Source organism: Streptomyces sp. NPDC096013, assembly GCF_044763565.1.
Classification (GTDB): Bacteria; Actinomycetota; Actinomycetes; order Streptomycetales; family Streptomycetaceae; genus Streptomyces.
Genome location: NZ_JBIWGK010000006.1, coordinates 176,897 through 201,705 on the forward strand (window position 1 = coordinate 176,897; position 24,809 = coordinate 201,705).

The 24,809-nt window shown below is 72.0% G+C and carries 22 protein-coding genes; 7 read left to right on the forward strand and 15 right to left on the reverse strand.

The features are described from left to right. Position 1: 1 nt before the first annotated feature. Positions 2 to 1,159: a pyruvate dehydrogenase (acetyl-transferring) E1 component subunit alpha gene (gene pdhA, locus ACIRB1_RS21630; RefSeq protein ID WP_403466614.1), complete on the reverse strand. Its 1,158-nt coding sequence runs from the start codon at positions 1,157 to 1,159 to the stop codon at positions 2 to 4. A 321-nt stretch (positions 1,160 to 1,480) separates the two neighbouring features. Here pdhA (ACIRB1_RS21630) and ACIRB1_RS21635 point away from each other — a divergent pair, with 321 nt between their 5' ends. The 3 genes from ACIRB1_RS21635 (at position 1,481) to ACIRB1_RS21645 (ending at position 3,792) form a co-directional block, all read left to right on the forward strand. Beyond that, a complete protein-coding gene (locus tag ACIRB1_RS21635; RefSeq protein WP_352179934.1) occupies positions 1,481 to 2,143 on the forward strand; it encodes a response regulator transcription factor in 663 nt (220 codons plus the stop codon). Between the two features lie 126 nt (positions 2,144 to 2,269). Further along, a complete protein-coding gene (locus tag ACIRB1_RS21640; protein WP_403466615.1) occupies positions 2,270 to 2,671 on the forward strand; it encodes a pyridoxamine 5'-phosphate oxidase family protein in 402 nt (133 codons plus the stop codon). 113 nt (positions 2,672 to 2,784) lie between these two features. After that, positions 2,785 to 3,792: a phosphotransferase gene (locus ACIRB1_RS21645; RefSeq protein WP_403466616.1), complete on the forward strand. Its 1,008-nt coding sequence runs from the start codon at positions 2,785 to 2,787 to the stop codon at positions 3,790 to 3,792. 165 nt (positions 3,793 to 3,957) lie between these two features. Here the strand turns inward: ACIRB1_RS21645 and ACIRB1_RS21650 are convergent, their stop codons facing one another. Then, positions 3,958 to 5,535 carry a protein kinase gene (locus tag ACIRB1_RS21650; protein ID WP_403466617.1) on the reverse strand — a complete coding sequence of 526 codons (1,578 nt, stop codon included), beginning with the start codon at positions 5,533 to 5,535 and terminating at the stop codon, positions 3,958 to 3,960. 319 nt (positions 5,536 to 5,854) lie between these two features. Between ACIRB1_RS21650 and ACIRB1_RS21655 the strand changes: the two genes are divergently transcribed. Then, positions 5,855 to 7,474 (forward strand): protein kinase, encoded by a 1,620-nt coding sequence (locus ACIRB1_RS21655; RefSeq protein ID WP_403466618.1) that lies wholly within the window; start codon positions 5,855 to 5,857, stop codon positions 7,472 to 7,474. Positions 7,475 to 7,536: 62 nt separating this feature from the next. Here ACIRB1_RS21655 and ACIRB1_RS21660 read toward each other — a convergent pair whose 3' ends face one another. Then, entirely contained in the window at positions 7,537 to 8,076 is a 540-nt protein-coding gene (locus tag ACIRB1_RS21660; protein WP_352179930.1) for a bacterial proteasome activator family protein, read from the reverse strand. A 161-nt stretch (positions 8,077 to 8,237) separates the two neighbouring features. Here ACIRB1_RS21660 and ACIRB1_RS21665 point away from each other — a divergent pair, with 161 nt between their 5' ends. Next, a complete protein-coding gene (locus ACIRB1_RS21665) occupies positions 8,238 to 8,942 on the forward strand; it encodes a hypothetical protein (protein ID WP_403466619.1) in 705 nt (234 codons plus the stop codon). Positions 8,943 to 8,970: 28 nt separating this feature from the next. Here the strand turns inward: ACIRB1_RS21665 and ACIRB1_RS21670 are convergent, their stop codons facing one another. The 7 genes from ACIRB1_RS21670 to pdhA (ACIRB1_RS21700) form a co-directional block, all read right to left on the reverse strand. Beyond that, positions 8,971 to 9,951, reverse strand: a complete 981-nt coding sequence (locus ACIRB1_RS21670; RefSeq protein ID WP_403466620.1) for an NAD(P)H-quinone oxidoreductase — start codon at positions 9,949 to 9,951, stop codon at positions 8,971 to 8,973. A gap of 78 nt (positions 9,952 to 10,029) precedes the next feature. Further along, positions 10,030 to 11,124, reverse strand: a complete 1,095-nt coding sequence (locus tag ACIRB1_RS21675; RefSeq protein ID WP_403466621.1) for a potassium channel family protein — start codon at positions 11,122 to 11,124, stop codon at positions 10,030 to 10,032. Continuing rightward, entirely contained in the window at positions 11,121 to 12,506 is a 1,386-nt protein-coding gene (locus ACIRB1_RS21680; protein WP_403466622.1) for a molybdopterin molybdotransferase MoeA, read from the reverse strand. The genes ACIRB1_RS21675 and ACIRB1_RS21680 overlap by 4 nt, the downstream gene beginning before the upstream one ends. Then, positions 12,503 to 13,498 (reverse strand): NTP transferase domain-containing protein, encoded by a 996-nt coding sequence (locus ACIRB1_RS21685; RefSeq protein WP_403466623.1) that lies wholly within the window; start codon positions 13,496 to 13,498, stop codon positions 12,503 to 12,505. The genes ACIRB1_RS21680 and ACIRB1_RS21685 overlap by 4 nt, the downstream gene beginning before the upstream one ends. A gap of 53 nt (positions 13,499 to 13,551) precedes the next feature. Then, positions 13,552 to 14,904: a dihydrolipoamide acetyltransferase family protein gene (locus ACIRB1_RS21690; RefSeq protein WP_403466624.1), complete on the reverse strand. Its 1,353-nt coding sequence runs from the start codon at positions 14,902 to 14,904 to the stop codon at positions 13,552 to 13,554. Beyond that, positions 14,904 to 15,908 carry an alpha-ketoacid dehydrogenase subunit beta gene (locus ACIRB1_RS21695; protein ID WP_403466625.1) on the reverse strand — a complete coding sequence of 335 codons (1,005 nt, stop codon included), beginning with the start codon at positions 15,906 to 15,908 and terminating at the stop codon, positions 14,904 to 14,906. Before ACIRB1_RS21695 ends, ACIRB1_RS21690 begins: the two co-directional genes overlap by 1 nt. Beyond that, the gene (gene pdhA, locus ACIRB1_RS21700) at positions 15,908 to 17,041 is read right to left on the reverse strand and encodes a pyruvate dehydrogenase (acetyl-transferring) E1 component subunit alpha (RefSeq protein WP_403466626.1); all 1,134 of its coding nucleotides are present in this window, start codon (positions 17,039 to 17,041) and stop codon (positions 15,908 to 15,910) included. Before pdhA (ACIRB1_RS21700) ends, ACIRB1_RS21695 begins: the two co-directional genes overlap by 1 nt. 189 nt (positions 17,042 to 17,230) lie before the next feature. Between pdhA (ACIRB1_RS21700) and ACIRB1_RS21705 the strand changes: the two genes are divergently transcribed. After that, the gene (locus ACIRB1_RS21705; RefSeq protein ID WP_266776580.1) at positions 17,231 to 17,716 is read left to right on the forward strand and encodes an Lrp/AsnC family transcriptional regulator; all 486 of its coding nucleotides are present in this window, start codon (positions 17,231 to 17,233) and stop codon (positions 17,714 to 17,716) included. Positions 17,717 to 17,788: 72 nt separating this feature from the next. Here the strand turns inward: ACIRB1_RS21705 and ACIRB1_RS21710 are convergent, their stop codons facing one another. Together ACIRB1_RS21710 and ACIRB1_RS21715 are read right to left on the reverse strand one after the other, a co-directional pair. Further along, the gene (locus tag ACIRB1_RS21710; protein ID WP_403466627.1) at positions 17,789 to 18,385 is read right to left on the reverse strand and encodes a TetR/AcrR family transcriptional regulator; all 597 of its coding nucleotides are present in this window, start codon (positions 18,383 to 18,385) and stop codon (positions 17,789 to 17,791) included. Continuing rightward, positions 18,382 to 19,896: a 3-hydroxyacyl-CoA dehydrogenase gene (locus tag ACIRB1_RS21715; protein WP_403466628.1), complete on the reverse strand. Its 1,515-nt coding sequence runs from the start codon at positions 19,894 to 19,896 to the stop codon at positions 18,382 to 18,384. The genes ACIRB1_RS21710 and ACIRB1_RS21715 overlap by 4 nt, the downstream gene beginning before the upstream one ends. A gap of 160 nt (positions 19,897 to 20,056) precedes the next feature. On the opposite strand from ACIRB1_RS21715, the gene paaN reads away from it, so the two are divergent. Next, a complete protein-coding gene (gene paaN, locus ACIRB1_RS21720; RefSeq protein ID WP_352179912.1) occupies positions 20,057 to 21,748 on the forward strand; it encodes a phenylacetic acid degradation protein PaaN in 1,692 nt (563 codons plus the stop codon). Between the two features lie 95 nt (positions 21,749 to 21,843). On the opposite strand, the gene ACIRB1_RS21725 is transcribed toward paaN, so the two are convergent. Genes ACIRB1_RS21725 through ACIRB1_RS21735 form a run of 3 tightly spaced genes read right to left on the reverse strand, consistent with a single transcriptional unit; the run spans position 21,844 to position 24,666 of the window. Beyond that, positions 21,844 to 22,599 (reverse strand): TrmH family RNA methyltransferase, encoded by a 756-nt coding sequence (locus ACIRB1_RS21725; protein ID WP_352179911.1) that lies wholly within the window; start codon positions 22,597 to 22,599, stop codon positions 21,844 to 21,846. A gap of 10 nt (positions 22,600 to 22,609) precedes the next feature. Further along, a complete protein-coding gene (locus ACIRB1_RS21730; protein WP_352179910.1) occupies positions 22,610 to 23,848 on the reverse strand; it encodes an HTTM domain-containing protein in 1,239 nt (412 codons plus the stop codon). Beyond that, positions 23,845 to 24,666 (reverse strand): DUF5819 family protein, encoded by an 822-nt coding sequence (locus tag ACIRB1_RS21735; protein ID WP_403466629.1) that lies wholly within the window; start codon positions 24,664 to 24,666, stop codon positions 23,845 to 23,847. Before ACIRB1_RS21735 ends, ACIRB1_RS21730 begins: the two co-directional genes overlap by 4 nt. Positions 24,667 to 24,809: the final 143 nt, after the last annotated feature.

Below are 24,809 nucleotides of genomic sequence, written 5' to 3' on the forward strand. Positions count from 1 at the left end.
GTCACTTACCCCCTTCTTCGTCCGCGAACGACGCCTGGTAGGCGGCGAACTGGGCCCTCTCCTCGTCGACGAGCGCGTGCCCGTCCGCGTACACGTGCTCGAAGATGGCGAACCGGTCCGGGTCCGGCATGGCACGGACCGCTTCGCGCACTCGCCTGCCCAACGCTTCGCTCTCCGTTTCGAGTTCCGCGAAAAATCCCTCGTCCGCGTGGTTTGAGGCCTCGAGATACGTGCGCAGGCGCAGGATCGGGTCCTTCGCCTCCCACGACTCGCGCTCCTCGTCGGCCCGGTACTTCGTCGGGTCGTCGGAGGTGGTGTGCGCGCCCATGCGGTACGTGTACGCCTCGACGAGCGTCGGGCCCTCGCCGTTGCGGGCCCGCTCCAGCGCCCACTTGGTGACCGCGAGGCAGGCCAGGACGTCGTTGCCGTCGACGCGGACGCCCGGGAAGCCGTAGCCCTGTGCGCGCTGGTAGAGCGGGACGCGGGTCTGCTTCTCGGTGGGCTCGGAGATGGCCCACTGGTTGTTCTGGCAGAAGAACACGACCGGGGCGTTGTAGACCGCGGAGAACGTGAACGACTCGGCGACGTCGCCCTGGCTGGAGGCGCCGTCCCCGAAGTACGCGATCACGGCGCTGTCGGCGCCGTCCATGGTGACGCCCATCGCGTAGCCCGTGGCGTGCAGCGTCTGGGAGCCGATGACGATCGTGTACAGGTGGAAGTTGTTCGTGTTCGGGTCCCAGCCGCCGTGGTTGACGCCCCGGAACATGCCGAGCAGGTTGGTCGGGTCGACCCCGCGGCACCAGGCGACGCCGTGCTCGCGGTAGGTCGGGAAGACGTAGTCGTCCTCCCGGGTGGCCCGCCCGGAGCCGATCTGGGCGGCCTCCTGGCCGAGCAGCGACGCCCACAGGCCCAGCTCGCCCTGGCGCTGGAGGGCGGTGGCCTCGGCGTCGAAGCGGCGGGTGAGCACCATGTCGCGGTACAGGCCGCGGAGCTCATCGGGGGTGATGCCGGCGACGTACTTGTCGTACGGGGCGGTCTTCGCGTTCTTGACTCGCTTGCCCTCGGGCGTCAGCAGCTGGACGAGGTCCGGGTCGGCGCCCTTGGCCTTGCTTCCGGCGCTGCGTCGCGGCTTGCGCGTGGCAGTGCTCTCCACGGTCACGTGTGCTCCTCCGTCGGTCCGGCTCCCCGGGTTCGCCGGGTGCCAGTGCGGCTCACCTGCGCCCCACGGACGCACAGGGTGGGTGCGGTTCGTCGGGAGCAGGCGTGACAGGTGCCCCGGCGAGCGCCCTGCACAATGCACGTTACCCAGTGCTCCACATTTCTGTGAAACCCCTCCTGACCTGCGATTTTGCTTGGATTTCCAAGTAAATCGCGAAAGTCGGGAACAAGTCCTGGTCACAGCCTTGCAGGGGGCCGGAACAACGGCACGTTATCCCGCTCACCTCAGGCACGGGAAGAGGCCGTATGTGAGACTTACCGCGTGTCCGGAGACGGAAAAATCAGCGTATTTCTCCTCGATGACCACGAAGTGGTCCGCCGGGGTGTCCACGAACTGCTCTCGGTGGAGGACGACGTCGAGGTGGTCGGCGAGGCCGGGACGGCCGCCGACGCGCTGGCGCGCATCCCGGCTACGCACCCCGATGTGGCGATCCTGGACGTACGGCTCCCGGACGGCAGCGGGGTGGAGGTGTGCCGCGAGATCCGGGCCCTGGACGAGTCCGTGAAGTGCCTGATGCTGACCTCCTTCGCGGACGACGAGGCCCTCTTCGACGCGATCATGGCGGGTGCCTCCGGGTACGTCCTGAAGGCCATCCGGGGCAACGAACTGCTGTCCGCCGTACGGGACGTGGCGGCCGGCAAGTCCCTGCTGGACCCGGTGGCGACCGCCCGGGTCCTGGAGCGGCTGCGCAACGGCGGGCCCAAGCAGGACGACACGCTGGACCGGCTCACCGACCAGGAGCGCAGAATCCTCGACCTGATCGGGGAGGGGCTCACCAACCGGGCGATCGGCGAGCGGCTGCACCTCGCGGAGAAGACGATCAAGAACTACGTGTCGAGTCTGCTGTCCAAGCTCGGCATGGAGCGGCGCTCGCAGGCGGCGGCCTTCGTGGCGCGGAGACAGGCCGAGCAGCAGCGTCAATAGAGATCCCTCCGGGGACCGACAAGCACCCCTCCGGGGACCGGCAAACACCCTTCCAGGGACCGATGCGGCGCCATTGGGGACCAAAGACCCCTCCCCCGGAGGCGTCGCCCACCCGACAGTAAGTGCATGCCCACCGACCGACAGCTGGCCGTCGATCTGCTCGCGCGCACCGACCACGGCCGGGTGGCCACCACCCTGGGGGCGCTGCCCTTCCTGGCGCCCGCCCGTCACATCGTGGCGGACGGGCGGCTGCTGCTGCGGATGCCCCGGAGCCACGGCCATCACCACGCGTGCGTGGACCGTGTCGTCGCGTACGGCGCCGACAACCTGGACTCGGCCGGGCCGGACGACGACCTGTGGTCCGTGCAGGTGATCGGGACGTGCGAGCCGCATGAGCCGACGGCGGAGCAGGTCGAGCGTTTCGGGCCGGCCCGGGGCGCGATGGTGTATCTGCGGATCGAACCGCGGCTCAGCACCCTGCACGCGGCGGACGGCGGCCCGGAACGGCATTTCGGGCCCACCCTGTGACCGAAAGCGACCATCGTCGACCGACCGGTGACTTTCTGTGACAAACCGCAGGTCAACGGCGCACTCCGTGCTCTAGCATCTGCCGCGTGCCGCGCTTACGTGTACCACCCCCCGTGCCCCACGCGCCCCCGCTGGGCGCCCTCCTCCGCCAGTACGCCGCCGGGTCCGCCGTCACCTGCGAACCCGTCGAGCAGGGCCTCCTGAACCGCGGCTACCGGCTCCGCACGACCCGGGGCCGCTACTTCCTCAAGCACCACTTCGACCCCGAGACCGCGGACCCTGCGGCGATCGCCCGCCAGCACACCGCGACCCGGCGCCTGGCCGACCTCGGCGTCCCCGTGGCCCCGCCGCTGCCGGGCCGCGACGGCCGTACCGTCGCCGTCGTCGGCGGCCACGCCTATGCCCTGCACCCCTGGATCGACGGACGGCACCGCCACGGCGGCCAGTTGACCACCGACCAGTGCGGACGCCTCGGAGCGCTGCTGGGGGTCGTCCACGCGTGCCTGGAGCGGGTCATGCCGGGGCGCCGGGAGGAGTGCGCGCCGGGGGCCGACCCCGCCGACACCTTCGCCCTCATCGACGACCTCCTGGGGCACGTCCACCGGCACCGGCCCGCCGACGCCTTCGACGAACTCGCCCGGTACCGGCTCCTGGAGCGGCGCGAGCTGCTGGAGCGGCACGCGGACCGGCGCCCGCCGCGCGGGGGCCTGGTGGGGTGGGTGCACGGCGACTTCCACCCGTTCAACCTGCTCTACAAGGGCGACGCCCCCGCCGCGATCGTCGACTGGGACCGCCTCGGCGTGCAGCCCCGCGCCGAGGAGGCCGTACGCGCCGCCGCGATCTTCTTCGTACGGCCCGACGGGGCGCTGGACCTGCCGAAGGTGCGGGCGTACGCGCACGCGTACCGGCGCACGGCGCGCGCCGAGCCCGCCGAACTGGCCGCCGCCGTGCACCGGGTGTGGTGGGAGCGGCTCAACGACTTCTGGATGCTGCGCTGGCACTACGAGCGCGGCGACACCCGCGCGGACCCCCAGTTCCCGGCGGCGTCCGCGCTCGCCGTGTGGTGGACGCGGGAGTACGACGCGGTGCGCGAGGCGTTCGCGGAGGACACCGACCCGTAGGACACCGCCCTGTAGGAGACCCGTAGCAGGACAGTCGTAGGCCGTGAACGGCACGCGCGCGTGGACCCCCTTTTTCGATGCCCCTCCCGGGAGCCCGTTTCAGGGGCGCACGCGCGCGTGAATTCTCTTCGGTGCCGGGGGCGTTGACCCGCCGGCACCGAGCTGTCAGCCGCCGCCCAGGGCACCGGCGACGGTGCCACTGCTGCCGCCGTTGTCCCCGCCGGCGTCACCCGTGCCGCTGGTGCCGGTCGGGTCCGCCGAGGTCGTCGCGCTCGGGGTGTTCGAGGGCTCCCGGGTGGCCGACGGGGTCGGCGTGTTCGAGGGCTTCTCGCTGGCCGTCTCGGTCGGGGTGTACGAGGGCGTGTCCGACGGCGTGTACTGCGAACCGGACGTCGTGCCGCTGTCGTCGGTGGCCGTCTCGGACGTGGACGCGGTCGCGTTGTCGCTCGGCGACTCCGTCGCCGTGTCGTCGGTCTTGGTCTGCGAGGTGGTCGGCGAGGGCGTGGTGCCCGAACCGCCGCTGCCGTTACCGGTGTTGTTCATGGCCAGCGCGACGCCCGCCGCGATGGCGATCACCGCGAGCACCGCGAGGATCCACAGCTTGCCCCGGCCGCTGCCGTGGTTGCCGTGCCCCTCGAAGCCGCCGTCGTCGCCGTTGCCGTAGCCGCCGGGCAGGATCGGCTGCGGGATCTGCGTGGTCCCGGAGGCGTCGCCCTGGGGCATCACGGTCGTCCCGGCGAAGCCGCCGGGCGGGGTCCCCTGGCCGTTGGCCACGGTCACCGGGCCGGTGTTCCAGGTGCCGGTGTGGCCGCCCTGGTCGTAGAGCATCTGAAGGCCGTACTGGACCAGCCCGCGCATCTCCTCGGCCGTCTGGAAGCGGTCGTCCGGGTCCTTCGCGAGGGAGCGCATGACGAGGCCGTCGAGCTCCGGCGGGCAGACGCCGTTCGACGTCTGGGACGGCGGGACCGGGATGTCCTGGACGTGCTGGTAGACCACCGACAGCGGTGTCTCGCCGGTGAACGGGGGCCGCAGCGCGAGGAGTTCGTAGAGGAGGCAGCCCGTCGCGTACAGGTCGGAGCGGTGGTCGACGGCCTTGCCGAGCGCCTGCTCCGGGGAGAGGTACTGGGGCGTGCCCATGACCATGCCAGTCTGCGTCATCGTCGTCGACGCCCCGTGCAGGGCGCGCGCGATGCCGAAGTCCATGACCTTGACGGCGCCGTTGTGCGTGATGATCACGTTCGCGGGCTTGATGTCGCGGTGCACGATGCCGTGCTGGTGCGAGTAGGCGAGCGCCTCCAGGACGCCCGAGACGATGATCAGGGCCTGCTCGGGCCCGGGCGCCTCGGCGTTGAGGAGGAGGTCGCGGATCGTGCGCCCCTCGACGATCTCCATCACGATGTACGGCACCGACATGCCGCCCACGTAGTCCTCGCCGGAGTCGTACACGGCGACGATCGCATGGTGGTTGAGGCCGGCCACCGACTGGGCCTCGCGCGTGAAGCGCGCCTTGGACGTCGGGTCCTCCGCCAGGTCGGAACGGAGCAGCTTGACCGCGACCGTGCGCCCGAGCCGTACGTCCTCGGCCGCGAAAACCTCGGCCATACCGCCCCGACCCAGTCTGTGGGTCAGCCGGTACCGGCCGTCGCCGACCAGTCCGCCGTTACCCAACAGCTCCGGTGCGTCCGCCATTCCGCCGCCAGCCGCCTCGGGGTCGGACGGGCCCTGAGCGTGCTGCTGTGCCATCAGTCCTCGCCGTCGTTTCTGCCCGCGGTGCGCGCGGTGTTGTTACGGTCTCCGTCGGCCACGCTACAGGCTCGGCGCAAGCCGCCGGTCCGGGATCAGTGCCGGGATCGTCCGGAGACGGACCGGCCATCAAATCGGTATCACGCGTCGTCGTGCAAATTCTGTGTACCGCCGGTACAGCACCTGTAACGCTTCCACGACTCTTCTTTCGCGTACGGTCACGGAACGGGCACCGCGCTTGACGTGTCAGTGCCCTCCGGCAGACTTGGCCGGGAATGGCACTCGATCACTGAGCCGGCGCCGATGGGGGACACGGAAGATGAGCCAGGACGGCGCACAGGGCCGGTACGCGGGGCGCGCGCTCGCGGGCGGCCGCTATCAACTGCGCGACCTGCTCGGCGAGGGCGGCATGGCCTCGGTGCACCTCGCGTACGACTCGGTGCTCGACCGCCAGGTCGCGATCAAGACACTGCACACCGAACTCGGCCGGGAACAGGCCTTCCGCGAGCGCTTCCGCCGCGAGGCCCAGGCCGTGGCCAAGCTCACCCACACCAACATCGTCTCGGTCTTCGACACCGGCGAGGACGCGCTGGACGGCACGACGATGCCGTACATCGTCATGGAGTACGTCGAGGGCCGCCCGCTCGGCTCCGTACTCGACGAGGACGTACGGCAGTTCGGCGCGATGCCCGCCGACAAGGCGCTGAAGATCACCGCGGACGTGCTCGCGGCGCTCGACATCAGCCACGAGATGGGCCTGGTCCACCGGGACATCAAGCCGGGCAACGTGATGATGACCAAGCGCGGCGTCGTCAAGGTCATGGACTTCGGCATCGCCCGCGCCATGCAGTCCGGTGTCACCTCGATGACGCAGACCGGCATGGTCGTCGGCACCCCGCAGTACCTCTCCCCGGAGCAGGCGCTCGGCCGGGGCGTGGACGCGCGCAGCGACCTGTACTCGGTCGGCATCATGCTGTTCCAACTGGTCACCGGGCGGCTGCCGTTCGACGCGGACTCGCCGCTGGCCATCGCGTACGCGCATGTGCAGGAGGAGCCGGTCGCGCCCTCCTCGATCAACCGTTCGCTGCCGCCGGCCGTGGACGCGCTGGTCGCCCGCGCGCTGAAGAAGAACCCGAACGAGCGCTTCCCGAACGCCGAGTCCATGCGCGACGAGTGCCTGCGGGTCGCCTCCTCGCTGCACGCGGCACCGCCGAGCATCGTGCCCGGCGCGCCCGCGCAGAGCGGCGCGGGCGTCGGCTCCGCGGTCTTCCCGCCGGTGGACCAGGCGGCCCCGGCACCCACCGGCCCCGTCCACACGCCGTACCAGCCGGGTCCCTACGGCGGCACGCCCGCGCCGGCCCCGTCCTACGGCTATCCGCAGCAGGCGGGCTACCAGCCGCAGCCCTCCGTCGGGTTCGGGCAGCAAGGCATCTCGACCCCGCCGCCGTACAACCTGACCCCGCAGCACCCGACCCCGGCCTCCGGCGGCGGCAAGAACAGCAAGCCGGTGATCATCGGCTCCGTGGTCGTCGCCCTGGTCGCGGTCGGCGCGCTGATCGCCGCCCTGTCGCTGAACAACGGCGGCGGAAACGACGCGAAGGGCGGCGGCAGCGCGAGCGCGAGCACCTCGGCGAAGGCGGTGGAGGGTCACCGCGACGGCGACACGTCCAAGACGATCGCGACGACGGCGTGCACGGAGCCTGAGGAGTCGTACAACGACCCCAGCAAGATCCAGGTCCCGGACTTCCAGTTCAAATACATCAGCTCGGTCAAGTCCTGTCTCCAGGCCGCGGGCTGGAAGATCAAGATCAAGTCCGAGGACGAGAACACCTACGGCCAGGGCACGGTCATGGACCAGTTCCCCTCGGCCGGCACGGACGCCGACCCCAAGAACATGCCCGAGATCGAACTGGGCGTCTCGACGGGCAACCCGTCCTGAACCCGTGACGCGGAAGGGCCCGGCAGCAGCCGCTGCCGGGCCCTTTGAGCGAGTGGGGATTCCTACAGGTACGGGCCGCCCACGCGACCGGCGCCCGGCTGACCCTCCTCGGCGCCGTCACCGACGCCCGGCGGCAGGGCCCGGCGCATCTGCTCCAGCTGCGCCCGCGCGGCCATCTGCTGGGCGAACAGCGTGGTCTGGATCCCGTGGAAGAGACCCTCCAGCCAGCCCACCAACTGAGCCTGCGAGATCCGCAGTTCCGCGTCGCTCGGCGTCACGTCGTCCGTGAACGGCAGCGACAGCCGCTCCAGCTCCTCCACCAGCTCGGGCGCCAGACCGTCCTCCAGCTCCTTCACGGAGCTGCGGTGGATCTCCTTGAGCCGGGCCCGGCTGGCTTCGTCGAGGGGAGCCGCACGCACCTCCTCGAGAAGCTGCTTGATCATGCTGCCGATCCGCATGACCTTGGCCGGCTGCTCCACCATCTCCGTCACCGGGATCTCGCGGGAGTCCTCGTCCCCGGTGCCACCGAGAGCCATCCCGTCCTGTCCCACGACCAGGATCTGTGGCTTCTCCGGCGACCTTTCGTTCCTCGGCATCTCCATGCGCCCATTCTCTCGCACTCGTCCACCTCGGCACCGTGGCGCCCCCCTCGAAAGGTGATCCACCGTTTCCGCATGGCCGAATCCGGAATGCCGGACAGTCCGCCGGATGTGACGCTTGTCCCGTCGATCTTGCCGCCTCGGCCCGGGAGGGGGTCACGGACGTGACTCCATGGCTGCGTACATGGCCGTCGCTGCGCGCGACGGGACTGCTGCTCGTGCTGGGCACGGGGGCGGTGGTGAACCCGCCCGGGGGTGTGCCGGCGTACGGCGTGGAGGCGGGAAGCGGTGCGGGCACCTCCGGTGGTGCCGGGGACGGTCGCGTCGCTGGTATCGGGGGCGTCGGCGGTGCCGGGGACGGTCGCGTCGCTGGTACCCGGGGTGGTGCCGGGGAGGGTCGCGTCGCGGTCACGGCCTCCGCGTCCGGCTCGGCCGCCGCCTCGGCTTCGCCCTCCGCCGTGCGACCTGTTTCCGGGCCCGACCGCGCCCCCGCCCGTGCCTCCGCCGAACCGTCCAGGGCGGGCAGCGCGGCGGGCGAGGGGCGGGAGCGGCCGGGCCGTACGGCGGAACCGAGCGCAGATGAGGACGAGGACGAAAGCGGGGGCGCGGACGGGGGCGGCGACGGCGGTGACACCGCCGGGCTGAAGGCCGACGGGAACGATGACGGTGGCGCCTCGGACAGTCCCGCGCCCGACGACTCCGCGACCCCCCAGCAGGCGGAACCCACCCCGTCCTCGCCCCAGACCGTCGCTCGCGCCACCGGCTCCGCCGAGCCCGTACTGCGAATCCTGCCGCTGGGCAGCGGCCTGATCCTCATCGGGCTCGGCCTGGGCCTCGCCTTCATCGCCCTCCGGGTCCGCCGGAGCTAGGGCCCGGCGGTTCTACGGTTCTACGGTTCTACGGCGCTACGAGCAGCACCTTTCCGATGTGCCCGCTGTCCTCCACCACCTGGTGCGCGGTGGCCGCCTCGCTCATCGGCAGTTCCCGGTCGACGACCGGCCGGATCTGCCCGGCCTCGATCAGCGGCCACACATGCTCGCGTACGGCGGCGACGATGGCCGCCTTCTCGGCGAGCGGGCGGGCCCGCAGCGAGGTCGCGCTGATCGCGGCCCGCTTGGCGAGGAGCGCGGCGATGTTCAGCTCGGCCTTGATGCCGCCCTGCATCCCGATGATCGCGAGCCTGCCGTTGACGGCGAGGGCCTGGACGTTGCGGTTCAGGTACTTGGCGCCCATGTTGTCGAGGATGACGTCGGCGCCCGCACCGTCCGTGGCCCGCTCGATCTCCGCGACGAAGTCCTGCTCGCGGTAGTTGATCAGGATGTCGGCGCCCAGCTCGGCGCAGTAGTCGAGCTTGTCCTTGCTGCCGGCGGTGACGGCGACCTTCGCGCCCACGGCCTTGGCCAGCTGGATCGCCATGGTGCCGATGCCGCTGGAGCCGCCGTGCACGAGGAGCGTCTCGGCGGGGCGGAGGTGGGCGACCATGAAGACGTTCGACCAGACCGTGCAGACCACCTCGGGCAGCGCCGCCGCCTGCTTCAGGTCGAGACCGGCGGGCACGGGCAGCAGCTGCCCGGCCGGGACGGCGACCTTCTGGGCGTAACCGCCGCCCGCGAGGAGCGCGCACACCTCGTCGCCGACCGACCAGCCGGAGACCCCGGCGCCGATGCCGACGATCCGGCCGGAGCACTCCAGGCCGGGGTAGGAGGGTGCGCCGGGCGGCGGGTCGTAGAAGCCCTGGCGCTGCATGATGTCGGCGCGGTTGACGGCGCTGGCCACCACCTCGACCAGGACCTCGCCCTCGCCGGGTACCGGATCCGGGACCTCGCCCCACACCAGCGCTTCGGGTCCACCAGGTTCGGGAATCGTGATCGCATACATGAGGCCGACGCTACTCCTCGTCCTACGGCCGACCGCCGAAGGCGGGTCACTGTCCTACGGCCGACCGTCGAACGCGGGTCACTCAGGCAGCGGCCGGGTGTCCGGCGCGACCTGCGAACCCGGCGAGACCCGCACGATCGTGATGAGCCGGTCGGTCAGCTGAAGGGTCCCGATGGCCGGGTCGTCGTAGCCGAGCACCCGGTGTCCGCGGACGACGCTCACCACGAGGTCGTCCGTCTCGCGCGGGGTCCTGCCCACCTCGGCCTTTATGACCGGGCGTTCGGTCATGTCGAGGCCGCTGCCCTGCTGGATGAGGTCCTCCATGACCATGCCGGCGGCGGGGCTGAGCACGGACAGGCCGAGCAGCCGGCCGGCCGCGCTGGCGCTGGTGATGACGGCGTCGGCGCCGGACTGCTTGAGCAGCGGCGCGTTCTCCTCCTCGCGGACGGCTGCCACGATCTTCGCGGCGCGGTTGAGCTGCCGGGCCGTGAGGGTGACCAGGACGGCCGTGTCGTCGCGCTGGGTGGCGATGATGATCTGCCGTGCCTTGTGCACCTCGGCACGCTTGAGGACATCGCTGCGGGTGGCGTCCCCGACGACCCCGACGTAGCCCTGGCTGCTCGCCGCCTCGATCGCCTTGCCGCTGGGGTCGACCACGACGACCTGTTCCTTCTTCAGTCCGGTCGCGCACACGGTCTGGATCGCGGACCGCCCCTTCGTCCCGAAGCCGATGACGACGGTGTGATCCCGCAACGTGGACCTCCAGCGGTTGAGACGCCATTCCTCCCGCGTGCGTTCGGTGAGGACTTCGAGGGTGGTGCCGACCAGGACGATCAGGAACAGCACACGCAGCGGGGTGACGACCAGGATGTTGGTGAGCCGGGCGCTGTCGCTGACCGGGGTGATGTCGCCGTAGCCGGTGGTCGAGAGGGTGACCGTGGCGTAGTAGAGGGCGTCGAGGAAGTCGACCGAGCCGTCCGAGTTGTCGTTGTAGCCCTCATGGTCGGCGTAGACGATCAACGCGGTCGCGATCAGCAGGAACAGCGCGATGGACAGCCGTTTCGCGACCTGCTGGAAGGGGTGCTCGACCACTTTCTTCGGGAGTTCCACCCGATGGGTCACGAGATGCTCGTCCGCCTGGCGGGCGATCGCGTCATGGCCCGACTGTTTCACGTGAAACACACCCCGATCCCGGCCACAGCCCAGGGAAGATCGATGAGTTCGGCCCGCTGCCCCTGCCGCGCACCACCCGGCGGTACGACCGCGAGCGCGTCGGCCGCCGCGATCCCGCGCAGCATGGCCGGGCCGTTGAAGTGCAGCGGCACGGCACCCTCGCCGCGCAGCACGGCGGGGATGAGCCGGGTGTCGTACGGGTGCCCCTGCACCGCGTCCTGGAGGGGCAGCGCGTACGGCTCCGGAGCGGGGCGGGCGGACAGGGTGCGCAGCAGCGGTTCGGCGAGGGTGAGCAGGCCGGAGATCGCGGCGAGGGGGTTGCCGGGCAGGCCGACGAGGTGCTGGTCGTCCTTGATGCGGGCCAGCAGCATGGGGTGACCGGGGCGCACCTTGACGCCGTCCACGAGGAGTTCGGCGCCCATGCGGCGCAGGATGGGGTGGACGTGGTCGACCGGGCCGGAGGCGGTGCCCCCGGTGGTGACGATGAGGTCGGCGGTGCTGCCGGTGATGGCCTTGTGCAGCGCCTTCGCGTCGTCGCCGAGCCGGCGGACCGCGGTGACCTCGGCGCCGAGCGCGCGCAGCCAGGACGGCAGCATCGGCCCGAGCGCGTCCCTGATGAGCCCGTCCCGGGGCAGCCCTTCGGTGAGCAACTCATCGCCCAGGACGAGGACTTCGACCCGGGGCCGGGGCACGGCGGTGACCGTGTCGTACCCGGCCGCCGCGGCGAGGCCGAGCACCGCCGGGGTCACGAGGGTGCCGCCGGGCAGCAGCTGGTCGCCGCTGCGGCATTCCTGGCCGCGCGGGCGGATGTCCTGGCCGTGGCCGACGTCCCGGGCCGCGTGGAGGCGGCCCTTGTCGTCGGTGCGGCCGTGCTCGCTGCGGATGACGGCGGTGGCGTCCGCGGGGACCCGCGCGCCGGTCGCGATCCGTACGGCCTCGCCGTCGCTCAGCGGCTCGGCCTCCGCGTGCCCGGCGAGCAACCGCTCCTCGCGTACGGCCCAGGGGCCGGGGCCCGCGACCGCCCAGCCGTCCATGGCCGAGGTGTCGAACGAGGGCAGGTCGCTCAGGGCGACGAGCGGTGCGGCCAGGACGAGGCCGAGGGCAGCGTCGAGGGTCACGGAGACGGGGGCGCGGCGGGTGCCGGACCGGGCGGCGCGGCCGGCGATCTCACGGGCCTCGGGCCAGGGGGTGGCCTTGTGCGGGGCGGTGTCGGGGTGGCGCGCGGTGGTGTGGGTCTGCGGGGTGCCCTGCGGTTGCGGGGAGGGCACGGCGGCTTCCCCGGAGCCGGTGCTGCGTTCGTTCACGAGGGCGAGTACCTCCTCGACGTCGAGGTCCTCGGCGTCGGGGGCGTGCTCACCGGCGTGAACACCGCGCGCGGTCATCCGGCGACGTCCGGACCCGGGGCGGCCTGCCAGGCCTCGGCACCGGACGCGGTACCGGATGCGGTGTCGGGCCCGGCGCCGGGTGTGGCCTCGGACGGGGCTTCCGGTGTGTCCTCGTCGGCCCAGCGCAGCGCGAGGGCGGCGGCCTTGCGGGAGGCCTCCGCGACGGCTTCGGGGCCGCCCTTGGCCTGCGCCGCCGCGTAGCCGACCAGGAAGGTGGTCAGCGGTGCCGCGGGCCTCGCCACCCCGTGGGCGGCGTCGCGGGCGAGGTCGAGCAGGATGCCGGTGTCGACGTCCAGGTCGATGCCCAGTTCGTCCTTGACTGCGGAAATCCATTCATCCAACACGTGCCCATGCTCCCTGATGCGTGCCCTGGCGGTGACGAGGTCGTCCCAGGTGTCGCAGTCGAAGGACGCGACAGGATCGGGGACGCGGGTGAGTGCGAGCGCGGCGGTCAGCCGGCGCAGCGGCAGCCCGGTGAGGCCGCCGCCCGCTGCGGAGCCGCTGGTGGAGGCAGCCGAGGCGAGTGCGGTCAGCTCGCGGCGGAGCGCCGAGGCGAGATACGCGGCCACGAGCGGCTGGTCGCGGCCGTCGGCGTCGGTGAGCAGCGCCCCTTCGGCGCCGCTGGTCCGCAGCGCGGTCAACAGCCGCCGTACGGTGGCCGGTTCGAGGAACGGCAGGTCGGCCGAGAGGACCACGACGGTCTCGGCGGTGGTGCGGCGCAGGCCCGCGTCGAGCGCGGCGACCGGGCCCGCGCCGGGCGGCTCCTCGCGCGCCCAGCGCACCGGCCGGGCGGTCGGCCTCGGGTCCGCCACGACGACGGTGGTCCCGGCGTCCGCGCAGGCGCCGAGCACCCGGTCGAGCAGCGCCCTGCCGCCCACCCGGAGGCCCGGTTTGTCGGCGCCTCCGAGTCGCCGGGCGGCACCACCGGCGAGCACGACGGCGTCGTAGGAGGCGTCGTGAGCGGCGTCGGGGGGCTCGTACGCGGTCACCCCCCGAGTATGCGGCCCCTGTGATCACAGGGAACTCGCCCGCGCCGCCGTGATCACAGGTTGCGCAACAGCACCGCCGGCTGTTCCACGCAGTCCGCCACATACCGCAGGAAACCGCCTGCCGTGCCGCCGTCGCACACCCGGTGGTCGAAGGTGAGCGAGAGCTGTACGACCTGCCGGACCGCCAACTCCCCTTCGTGCACCCAGGGTTTGGCGACTATGCGGCCGACGCCGAGCATGGCCGCCTCGGGGTGGTTGATGATCGGCGTGGAACCGTCCACCCCGAACACCCCGTAGTTGTTGAGCGTGAACGTCCCGCCGGTGAGGTCCCCCGGCGTCAGCGCCCCGGACCTGGCCGCCTCGGTCAGCCGCGCGAACTCCGCGCTCAGCGCCTCCGCGTCCCTCGCCTGCGCGTCCCGCACGACGGGCACGACCAGTCCGCGCTCGGTCTGCGCGGCGAAACCGAGGTGCACCCGGTCGAACCGGACGATCTCCCTCGCCTCCATGTCCACGCTGGAGTTCAGCTCGGGGAACCGGGCCAGCGCGGCCGTGCAGATCCTGGCGAGCAGCGCCAGCACGGAGATCTTGGGGCCCCCGGCGGTGTTCATGGCGGCGCGGGCGCGCATCAGCTCCGTCGCGTCGGCGTCCACCCAGCAGGTCGCGTCGGGGATCTCACGGCGGCTGCGGGAGAGCTTGTCGGCGACGGTGCCGCGGATGCCGCGCAGGGGGGTGCGGGTGACTCCGTCGGTGGGGAGGGTGGGTGCCGTCTCCGGGGCGGGGGCCGTGGGCCGGGCCGTCGGGTCGGGGAGGGTGGCCGGGGGCAGGAGGGTCGCTTCCTGGGCGATCGCCTCCTGGGCCGCCGCCGCGCGGAGCGCCTGTTCGACGTCCGCCCGGAGGATCAGGCCATCGCGTCCGGAGCCGGTCAACTTCCGTAGTTCCAGGCCGTTCTCGCGCGCGAGGCGCCGGACGAGGGGGGAGATCACCGGGACGGGGCCGTCGTCGCGGCCGGGGGTCTCGGCGGCGGGGGCGTCCGCCACCGATGTCACGACGTCCGCCGCCATCCGCCGCACCCTGCGGCGTCGCGCGGGAGGCGCTCCGGTGCCGTAGCCCACCAGCACGTTCCCCGAGCCCTCGGGCTCCGGCCCGTCATCGGACGCCGGTGCGCCCACCGCGACCGTCAACAGGGGCGAGCCGACGGGCAGTTCGGTGCCCTCCTCGCCGAAGCGGGCCGTGACCACGCCGCCGTAGGGGCAGGGGACCTCGACCATCGCCTTGGCCGTCTCGACCTCCACGACCGGCTGGTCGATGGCGACGACGTCACCGACCTCGACCAGCCAGCGCACGATCTCCGCCTCGGTGAGACCCTCGCCGAGGTCGGGGAGCTTGAACTCCAGCACCTGTGCCATCAGTTGTCCGCCTCCCACTGGAGCCGGCCCACGGCGTCCAGGATCCGGTCGACGCCGGGCAGATGGTGCCGCTCCAGCATCGGCGGCGGATACGGGATGTCGAACCCGGCGACGCGCAGCACCGGCGCCTCCAGGTGGTGGAAGCAGCGCTCGGTGACGCGGGCCGCGATCTCGCCGCCCGGGCCGCCGTAGCCGCCCGACTCGTGCACGACGAGGGCGCGGCCGGTGCGCCGTACGGACGCGCAGACCGTCTCGTCGTCGAACGGCACCAGGGAGCGCACGTCGACGACCTCGAGGTCCCAGCCCTCGGCCCGGGCGGCCTCGGCGGCTTCGAGGCAGACGGGCAGGGACGGGCCGTAGGTGATGAGCGTGGCGCTGCGGCCCGGGCGGCGCACGACCGCGCGGCCGATCGGGTCGACGGGGGACGGCTCGTCGAGGTTCCAGGTGTCCTTGGACCAGTACAGGCGCTTGGGCTCCAGGAAGACGACCGGGTCGTCGGAGGCGATGGAGGCGCGCAGCAGGCCATAGGCGTCGGCGACGGTCGCGGGGGTGACGACATGGAGGCCGGGGGTGGCCATGTAGTACGCCTCGGAGGAGTCGCTGTGGTGCTCGACGCCGCCGATGCCTCCCCCGTAGGGGACGCGGATGGTGATCGGGAGGGGCATGGCGCCGCGGGTGCGGTTGCGCATGCGGGAGACGTGGCTGATCAGCTGCTCGAACGCCGGGTAGGCGAAGGCGTCGAACTGCATCTCCACGACCGGGCGCAGGCCGTACATCGCCATGCCGACGGCCGTGCCGAGGATGCCGGCCTCGGCGAGGGGGGTGTCCGTGCAGCGGTCCTCGCCGAACTCCTTGGCGAGGCCGTCGGTGACCCGGAACACGCCGCCGAGGGTGCCGACGTCCTCGCCCATGACGTGCACGGTGGGGTCTTCCGCCATGGCGTCGCGCAGCGCGCGCGTGAGGGCCTGCGCCATGGTGGCCGGTTTGAGGGCGACGGTGGTCATCAGTGGGTCCCCTCCCGCTCGGCCGCCAGCTCCGCCGCCAACTGTTCGCGCTGCTCGCGCAGTTGAGGGGTGGGCTCGGCGTACACGTCGGCGAACAGGTCCATGGGGTCGAGCACCGGGTCCTGGTTCATGTGCGCGCGCAGCTCGGCCGCCATGGCCTCGGCTGCGTCGCGCGCGGCCCTGATGCCGTCCTCGTCGATGAGTCCGCGCTCGGTGAGCTCGTGCTCCAGGAGGGCGATCGGGTCGTGCGCACGCCAGGCCTCGACCTCGGCGTCGCCGCGGTAGCGGGTCGCGTCGTCGGCGTTGGTGTGGGCCTCCATGCGGTACGTGATGGCCTCGACGAGCGTGGGACCACCACCCTCGCGCGCGTGCCGTACGGCGTCGGCGACGACCTCGTGCACGGCGACCGCGTCGTTGCCGTCGACCAGGCGGCCCGGCATGCCGTAGCCGACCGCCTTGTGGGCCAGGGACGGGGCCGCGGTCTGCTTGGCGAGGGGGACCGAGATCGCGAAGCCGTTGTTCTGGACCAGGAAGACGACCGGGGCCTGCCAGACGGCGGCGAAGTTCAGCGCCTCGTGGAAGTCGCCCTCGCTGGTGCCGCCGTCGCCCACCAGGGCGAGCGCGACCACGTCGTCGCCCTTGAGGCGGGCCGCGTGGGCGAGGCCGACCGCGTGCGGGAGCTGCGTGGCGAGAGGGGTGCTCAGGGGGGCGATGCGGTGCTCGCGCGGGTCGTAGCCGGTGTGCCAGTCGCCGCGCAGCAGGGTCAGGGCCTGCACGGGGTCGAGGCCGCGGGCGACGGCGGCGAGCGTGTCCCGGTAACTGGGGAAGAGCCAGTCCTGCTCCTGGAGGACCAGCGCGGCGGCGACCTCGCAGGCCTCCTGGCCGGTGGTGGAGGGGTACACGGCGAGGCGGCCCTGCTTGGTGAGGGCGGTCGCCTGCGCGTTGTACCTGCGGCCGCGCACCAGCTCCGCGTACAGCCGGCGCAGCAGCGCGGGGTCGGCCTGCGCGGCCGCCTCGGTGCCGAGCACGCGGTACGGCGAGGCGTCGGGCAGCAGCGGCGCGGGGTCCGTGCGCGGCTGCCAGGCGGGCGGCGGTGTGGGCCGGTACGCGCCCCGCTGCTCCATGACCGTCATGACGGCACCTCCTCGGGGGAGTGGCTCGGAGAGGCGCGTCGGACGTGCCGCGCCTCCCTACCGATTGTTCGGTCGTCGGCACATTTTGGCTACAGGCACCTCCAGGCTGTGGACAAACGGTTCTCCACAACCTGGAATGAACGCAGTACGTCCATGGTAGGGAGGCGGGGGGACATGGCACCTGAACAAATGGCCGAAGGCCCGGACGACAGCAGCGCCCTGCCGCCGCCGCGCCCGCTCGACGCCATCGATCAGGACATCCTGAAGATGCTCCAGGCGGACGGCCGCGCGTCGATAAGGTCGGTCGCCGAACGGGTGCACGTCTCCCGCGCCAACGCCTACGCGCGGATCAACCGGCTGATCGAGGACGGCGTCATCCGCGGCTTCGGCGCCCGGGTCGACCACGAACGCGCGGGACAGGGCACCTCTGCCTACATCACCCTGAAGATCGTGCAGAACTCCTGGCGCACGGTCCGCGACCAGCTCAGAGCGCTCCCGGGGACGTCGCACATCGCGCAGGTGGGGGGCGACTTCGACGTCCTGCTGCTGGTGCACACCCTGGACAACCGGTCCCTGCGCGAGCTGGTCCTCAACCGGCTCCAGGCGATCCCCGAGGTGCTCAGCACGCGGACGCTGCTCGTGTTCGAGGAAGAGGACCTGGAGCCCCAGGGCTGAGCCGGGAGGTGAGGGCTTGCACGGACCGAGGGGGCTGGGACGGACCCGGAGTCTGGACGGCCCGGAGGCCGCTCAGCCCCGGCTCTGCGCGCGCAGCCCGGAGAAGACCAACTGGGCCACCGCGTCGGTCACTTCGCGCTCACCCATGCCCCGGGCGTCGGGCCGGTACCACTCCACGATGGAGTTGATCATCCCGAAGACGAGCCGGGTCGCGAGCCGCACCTCCACGTCACCGCGCACATCGCCGTCGGCCGCCGCGGCCTTCAGCAGATCGGCCACCCGGTGGTCGAAGTCCCGCCGCCGCTCGAGCGCCCACCGCTCGGTGCCGGTGTTGCCGCGCACCCGCAGCAGCAGCGTCACGTACGGCAGCTCGGAGGTCAGCACCTCGACCATCCGCCGCACGACGTACTCCAGCCGCTCGACGGCGCGCCCCACGCGCGCGTGCTCCTCGTCGAGGATTCCGAAGAGGCCGTCCAGGGCGCGGCTGACCGCGCGGCGCAGCAGCTCCTCCTTGCCGGTGACGTGGTGGTAGATCGACGACTTGGAGATACCGGCCGCCTTGGCAAGGTGCTCCATGGAGGTGCCGTCGTAGCCGCGCTCGATGAAGACCTGGACGGCGACGGAGAGGAGGGTCTCCGGGGTGTACGTGTCGCGCTTGGCGGTGGTCATGGGGTGCCCTCCCGCTTCTCGGTGGCGTACGCGTGGCGGTAGAGCGCCAGGGACGGCGCGTATCGTCCCGACGGATCACGCAGGTGCAGGTCGTCCAGGAGGTCGTAGGCCCAGCTGCGGCCCAGCCTGCGGCTCCATTCGAACGGGCCCAGAGGGTAGTTGACACCCAGGCGCATGGCGGTTTCGATGTCCTCCTCGGTGGCGACGCCCTTGGCGACGGCGTCGTGCGCCAGGTCGACGATCCGGGCGACCGTGCGGGCGACGATCATCCCGGGGGCGTCTCCTACGACGCTGACGTCCTTGCCGAGCGCCTGGAAGAGGCCGATCGCCTCGGTGAGGGTCTGTGACGCGGTGTCCTGGGAGGCGGACAGGGCGATGCGGCCGGCCCTGCGGTAGTCGAGGGCGAGGTCGAAGTAGACGACGTCACGGAACTCGACGGAGGTCTGTCCGTCGGCGAGCGCCAGCTGGCCGCCGCCGGGGAGCACCATCCGGGTGCCGTGGTCCTCTTCCTCCTCGCGGACGACGATGCCGGCCTCTCGGATCAGCGCGACCAGGTCGGCGGCGGGGCCGAGGTCGCCCTCCACGACGACGTAGGCGGGCGCCTGGGCCGGTTCCGCGGTGTGCGGCTCGGGCCGCTCGGCGTCGTCCCCGTGGTCGTACCAGCCCTGTCCGGTCTTGCGGCCGAGGCGTCCCGACTCGATCAGGCGGCGCTGCGCGAGGGAGGGCGTGAACCGCGCGTCCTGGAAGAATGCCTGCCACACGGAGTGGGTGACGGACTCGTTGACGTCCTGCCCGATGAGGTCGGTCAGTTCGAAGGCGCCCATCTTGAACCCGCCGGACTCGCGCAGCACGGCGTCGATGGTGGCCGGGTCGGCGGCCTGTGCCTCGTAGACCGCGAAGGCCTCGGCGTAGAACGGCCGGGCGATGCGGTTGACGATGAACCCGGGGGTGTCCGCGCAGGCCACAGGTGTCTTGCCCCAGGCGCGGGACATCTCGTACGCGCGCGTGGCCGACGTGACGTCGGTGGCGAACCCGGAGACGACCTCGACGAGGGGGAGCAGCGGGGCCGGGTTGAAGAAGTGCAGGCCCACGAAGCGGCCGGGGTTGCGCAGGGCGGCGCCGATGGCCGTCACCGAGAGGGACGAGGTGTTGGTGGCGAGCAGACAGTCCTGGCCGACGACGTCCTCCAGCTCGCGCATCAGCTGCTGTTTGACGTCCAGCCGCTCCAGCACGGCCTCGACGACCAGGGTGCAGTCCGCGAGGTCGGCCAGGGCCTCGGCGGGCAGCAGACGGTCACGTGCGGCGTCCCGGTCGGCGGCGGTGAGCCGGTCCTTCTCGACGAGCCGGTCGAGCCGGGCGACGATCGCGGCGGCCGCGTCCCGGGCCCGCCCGGGGACGGCGTCGTGCAGCCGTACGACGTGGCCCGCGGTCAGCGCGACCTGGGCGATGCCCTGGCCCATGGTGCCGGTGCCGACGACGGCCACGGGGCTGCTGAGGTCCAGTGCTGTCATGTGCGCGATCCTCCCGCACGGGGTTTTCCACAGATGCGGCGGACCCCCTTGTCCCGACCGATCGTTCGGTTACTCTAACTCTGACCGCCTGTTTCCGCCCATGTTCCTGCCCAGGTCATGAGTGTGTAGACGAGTTCTTGAGACGAGGAGTTGGTCCCGCATGGCCGCCGAACTGACCACGCCCGAGCTGATCGCCCGGCACCGGCCCACCCTGGACCAGGCGCTGGAGTCCATCCGCACGCGCGCGTACTGGTCGCCGCACCCCGAGCACCCGAAGGCGTACGGCGAGCACGGCAGCCTGGACGCGGCCGCGGGCAAGGCCGCCTTCGACGCCCTCCTGGGCACCCGCCTCGACCTCGGCCAGCCGGGCACGGACGACTGGGTGGGCGGCGAAGTGTCGCCGTACGGCGTCGAGTTGGGCGTGACGTACCCGCACGCGGACCTCGACGTCCTGCTGCCGGCGATGCGCGCCGGGCAGCGTGCGTGGCGGGACGCGGGCGCGGAGGCGCGTGCCGTGGTCTCCATCGAGATCCTCAAGCGGATCAGCGACCGGACGCACGAATTCGCGCACGCGGTCATGCACACCAGCGGCCAGGCCTTCATGATGGCGTTCCAGGCGGGCGGCCCGCACGCCCAGGACCGCGGCCTGGAGGCGGTGGCGTACGCGTACGCGGAGCAGGTCCGCACGCCCGCCGTCGCGGAGTGGACCAAGCCCCAGGGCAAGCGCGACCCACTGGTGATGAACAAGCGGTTCACGCCCGTGCCGCGCGGCACCGCCCTGGTCATCGGCTGCAACACTTTCCCCACGTGGAACGGCTATCCGGGCCTGTTCGCCTCCCTCGCCACCGGCAACGCGGTCCTGGTGAAGCCCCACCCGCGCGCGGTGCTGCCGCTCGCGCTCACCGTGCGGATCGCGCGCGAGGTGCTCACCGAGGCCGGCTTCGACCCGAACCTGGTGGCGCTGGCCGCCGAGCGCCCCGGCGAGGGCATCGCCAAGACGCTGGCCACCCGCCCCGAGATCCGGATCATCGACTACACGGGGTCGACCAGCTTCGGCGACTGGCTGGAGGCCAACGCCCGCCAGGCGCAGGTCTACACGGAGAAGGCCGGGGTCAACACGGTCGTCGTGGAGTCGACCGACGACTACAAGGGAATGCTGTCCAACCTGGCGTTCTCGCTGTCCCTGTACAGCGGCCAGATGTGCACCACCCCGCAGAACCTGCTCATCCCCCGCGACGGCATCACCACCGACCAGGGCCCCAAGTCCTACGACGAGGTCGTCGCCGACCTCGCGCGCGCGGTGGACGGTCTCCTGGGCGACGACGCCCGTGCGAACGGACTGCTGGGCGCGCTGGTCAACCCGGACGTGAAGGCCCGCCTGGAGGCGGCCGCCGGCCTGGGCGAGGTCGCCCTCGCCTCACGGGAGATCGCCAACCCGGAGTTCCCCGACGCGGTCGTCCGCACCCCGGTGATCGTGAAGCTGGACGGTGCGAAGCCGGATGACGAGGCCGCGTACATGAGCGAGTGCTTCGGGCCGGTCTCCTTCGCCGTCGCGGTCGATTCGGCGAGCGACGCGGTGGAGTTGCTGCGGCGGACCGTGCGGGAGAAGGGGGCGATGACGGTCGGGGCGTACACCACCGACGAGGGGGTCGAGCGGGACGTCGAGGAGGTCTGCCTCGAAGAGGCCGCGCAGTTGTCGTTGAACCTGACGGGTGGGGTGTTCGTCAATCAGACCGCCGCGTTCTCCGACTTCCACGGGTCCGGCGGCAACCCCGCCGCCAACGCGGCTCTGTGTGACGGGGCCTTCGTCGCGAACCGGTTCCGGGTGGTTGAGGTTCGTCGGGACGCCTAGCAGTTCGGGGGCGGGGTCGCTCTGCGAGTAGCGGTTCGTCGTGGCTGGTCGCGCCCACGCGGCGGAGCCGCGAAGTGACACGGCCCCGCGCCCCTTCAGGGCGTTCCGACGCTCCAGTGGTACAAGGCCATCGCCACGCTCGTCGCCAGGTTGTAGCTGGAGACCTGGGGGCGCATCGGCAGGGACACCAAGTGGTCGGTGTGGGCACGCAGTTCGGGGGACAGGCCGGTGCGTTCGGAGCCGAAGGCCAGGACGGCGTCGTCCGGGAGTTCGAGACCCCGGATGTCGTCACCCTCCGGGTCGAGTGCGAACACCGGGCCGGGCGGGAGTTCGGCGACCGTCAGACGCTCCACGGCGGTCGCGTAGTGCAGGCCCGCCCCGGCGCGCACGACCGTGGGATGCCAGGGGTCGAGGGTTCCGGTGGTGACCACTCCGGTCGCCCCGAAACCGGCGGCGAGGCGGATCACGGCGCCGGCGTTGCCCAGGTTGCGCGGGTTGTCGAGGACGATCACGGGTGCGCTGCGAGGCGTGTGAGCGAGCTGCCGGAGATGGGCCTCACGCGCGGGGCGTACGGCCAGGGCGGCGACCCCGGTGGGGTGCGGGCGCGGCACGAAGGAGCGGTACGTGTCCTCCGGGACCTCCGTCAGCAGCGCGTCCAGGGTGTCCCGTACGTCGGGTGCCAGGTCGTCGGCGAGGGCGAGAGCCGCCCGGCGGTCCGTGGCGACCGCCACCGGGACGTCCGCCCCGAAGCGCAGCGCGTGCTTGAGCGCGTGAAAACCGTCGAGCAGCACGGAGGTTCCGGCGAGCCGCCGCCAGGCGGCCACGGCGGAATCGGGGGCGATGGCGGTCATGCCGTGCAGCCTACGTGGCCGCGCTGCTGCCCTCCGGGCCCACGCGGGTGTGCTCGGGGTCGTCCGGCGGCGGGACGGAGTCGCCTCCTCCGGGGAGCGGTTTCGGGGTGCCCGACGAAAACAGCCGTCCACGCGCGTGTGCCGCCCAGCCGCCGAGCCGGAGCAGGAACGACGTCGGCAGGAAGACCGCGTCCGTCGCGATCATCGCCAGGGAGAAGAACGGCAGCCCCAGGACCACGGCGATGACGGCGTGCTCGGTCATCATCGCGGCCAGCAGGACGTTCTTGACGCGCCGGTTGAAGAGGGTGAACGGGAAGGCGACCTGGACGATCACGGTCCCGTAGGTCACGAGCATGACCATCGTGCCGTTGCCGGCCAGCAGGTCGGCGAGGCCGGGCCAGGGGGAGAAGTAGTCCAGGTGGAGCGGGTAGTAGACGGCGGTGCCGTCCTGCCAGCGGGAACCCTGGATCTTGTACCAGCCGGCCGTCGCGTAGATCAGACAGGCCTCGCTCGCGATCACGAACAGGGCGCCGTTGTGGACGACGTTCGCCACGACGTCGAGCAGCACCTGGGGCTCGTACGACCTCGCGTAGCGTCCGATCGCCCACCACAGGGCCTGTGCCAGCCACACGCCCCACAGGAGCGCGGGCACGAACCATGCGCTGTCGAACCGGCCCCCCGAGGTCACCGCGACGAGCACCGCGCCGAGCACGACCCACAGGACGGGCCCGACCCGGTCGGAAACCCACTCCCCACGCGCGCGTGCGTCCCGCGTACGCGCGGCCCTGCGTGCGTCGAGGGACCAGACCTGGCCGCAGCGGGTGAACACCAGGTAAATGGACATCAGGTGCAGGACGTTGTCGCCGCCGTCGCCCATGAAGACGCTGCGGTTCTGGAGCGAGAGCACGCCGACCATGAACAGCACGGACATCGTGCGGGTGCGCCAGCCGAGCAGCAGCAGGACGCTCGCCAGCACGGCCAGCGCGTACACCGCCTCGAACCAGAACTGCCCGTCCGACCACATCAGGGCGGTGAACGCGCCGTTGTCCGCGACCAGTCGGTGGGCGAGGTCCCAGCTCCACGGGCCGTCGGGGCCGTAGAGCTCCTGGCGGTGGGGCAGTTCGCGGAGCAGGAACAGCAGCCAGGTGCCGGCGAAGCCGATGCGGATGACGGCGCTCTGGAAGGGGCCGAGGGCCGACTCGGTGACGCGGGCGATGCCCCGGGAGACCGAGAGTGCGAAACCGTTCACCGGACGCCTCCCGCGGCCTCGTCGGCCGGGACCGGCCACCAGGGCAGCAGGCGGTACTGGGGGGTCGTCGACACCTGCTCGTCACTCCACTCGGGCGGGGGCACGTTGGTGGTGCGGGAGCGGATCTGGACCCGCTGGACCACGCCGCCCTTGCCCGCCGCGTCGTCCCGGCCCAGGCGCAGCACGACGATGCGGCGCAGATACGTCTCCGCGAGTGTGCCGCGCAGGCCGATCGGTCGGTTGGCGTTGTCGTGCGTGGCGGTGAGGAAGTCCCAGGCCCGGCGCAGTTCGTTCTGCTCGGTGTGGCTCGGCAGCAGATTGCCGTCGATGGCAGCGCCGTCCTCGGCCGACAGGTCGTACCAGCCGGTCGTACGGGTCGAGCCGTCCGCGCTCCGGACGTCGGCACGCACCTGGACCTCGATGTTCTGCTGGAGCGGGTTCGGCGCGAAGAGCTTCCAGTTCTGCTCGAACTCCGGGTAGATCCATTCGTCGATCGCCTTGCCGTGCTGCTTCGTCACCGTGTTCGACGGCGCGACATGCAGGAACACCATCCCGAGATGCACGAGCGCGCCCACCGCGACAACGGCGACCGCGAGCGCGGCGGCGACCTGATAGCGCAGGGACAGAGCGGAGACACCAACCCGGGCGTCCGGGTTCGGGGCGGTGAGGGCGTCCGAATACCGGCCGGTGGAGAGGTCCGCGGGAGCGGCGGGATCGTACGACGCCGCCGACTCCGACTGCGACTCCGGCGCCGGTACCGGTTGCTGTCGCGCCGGTGGGCCGGGGGGCGGCGGGTGAGGAAGCTGCTGGGCGGGCACGCGCGGCCATCCGGAGGTGGCTGCCGTGTTCGGGTTCTTCGGGGCGGCGGCGGGCGGGGGCGAGGTCTCCGGGGTGACGGGCGGGGACGGGACCTCCCGGGCGGCGTGCGGAGGAGGCTCTGCCGAAGCGGCGGGCTTGCGTG

Coding starts and splice junctions, on each gene's coding strand:
- ACIRB1_RS21640 (WP_403466615.1), top strand. CDS start 2,270: ATGCCCACCGACCGACAGCTGGCCGTCGATCTGCTCGCGCGCACCGAC.
- ACIRB1_RS21650 (WP_403466617.1), bottom strand. CDS start 5,535: ATGGCACAGCAGCACGCTCAGGGCCCGTCCGACCCCGAGGCGGCTGGC.
- ACIRB1_RS21655 (WP_403466618.1), top strand. CDS start 5,855: ATGAGCCAGGACGGCGCACAGGGCCGGTACGCGGGGCGCGCGCTCGCG.
- ACIRB1_RS21660 (WP_352179930.1), bottom strand. CDS start 8,076: ATGGAGATGCCGAGGAACGAAAGGTCGCCGGAGAAGCCACAGATCCTG.
- ACIRB1_RS21670 (WP_403466620.1), bottom strand. CDS start 9,951: ATGTATGCGATCACGATTCCCGAACCTGGTGGACCCGAAGCGCTGGTG.
- ACIRB1_RS21680 (WP_403466622.1), bottom strand. CDS start 12,506: ATGACCGCGCGCGGTGTTCACGCCGGTGAGCACGCCCCCGACGCCGAG.
- ACIRB1_RS21690 (WP_403466624.1), bottom strand. CDS start 14,904: ATGGCACAGGTGCTGGAGTTCAAGCTCCCCGACCTCGGCGAGGGTCTC.
- ACIRB1_RS21695 (WP_403466625.1), bottom strand. CDS start 15,908: ATGACCACCGTCGCCCTCAAACCGGCCACCATGGCGCAGGCCCTCACG.
- pdhA (WP_403466626.1), bottom strand. CDS start 17,041: ATGACGGTCATGGAGCAGCGGGGCGCGTACCGGCCCACACCGCCGCCC.
- ACIRB1_RS21705 (WP_266776580.1), top strand. CDS start 17,231: ATGGCCGAAGGCCCGGACGACAGCAGCGCCCTGCCGCCGCCGCGCCCG.
- ACIRB1_RS21710 (WP_403466627.1), bottom strand. CDS start 18,385: ATGACCACCGCCAAGCGCGACACGTACACCCCGGAGACCCTCCTCTCC.
- ACIRB1_RS21715 (WP_403466628.1), bottom strand. CDS start 19,896: ATGACAGCACTGGACCTCAGCAGCCCCGTGGCCGTCGTCGGCACCGGC.
- paaN (WP_352179912.1), top strand. CDS start 20,057: ATGGCCGCCGAACTGACCACGCCCGAGCTGATCGCCCGGCACCGGCCC.
- ACIRB1_RS21725 (WP_352179911.1), bottom strand. CDS start 22,599: ATGACCGCCATCGCCCCCGATTCCGCCGTGGCCGCCTGGCGGCGGCTC.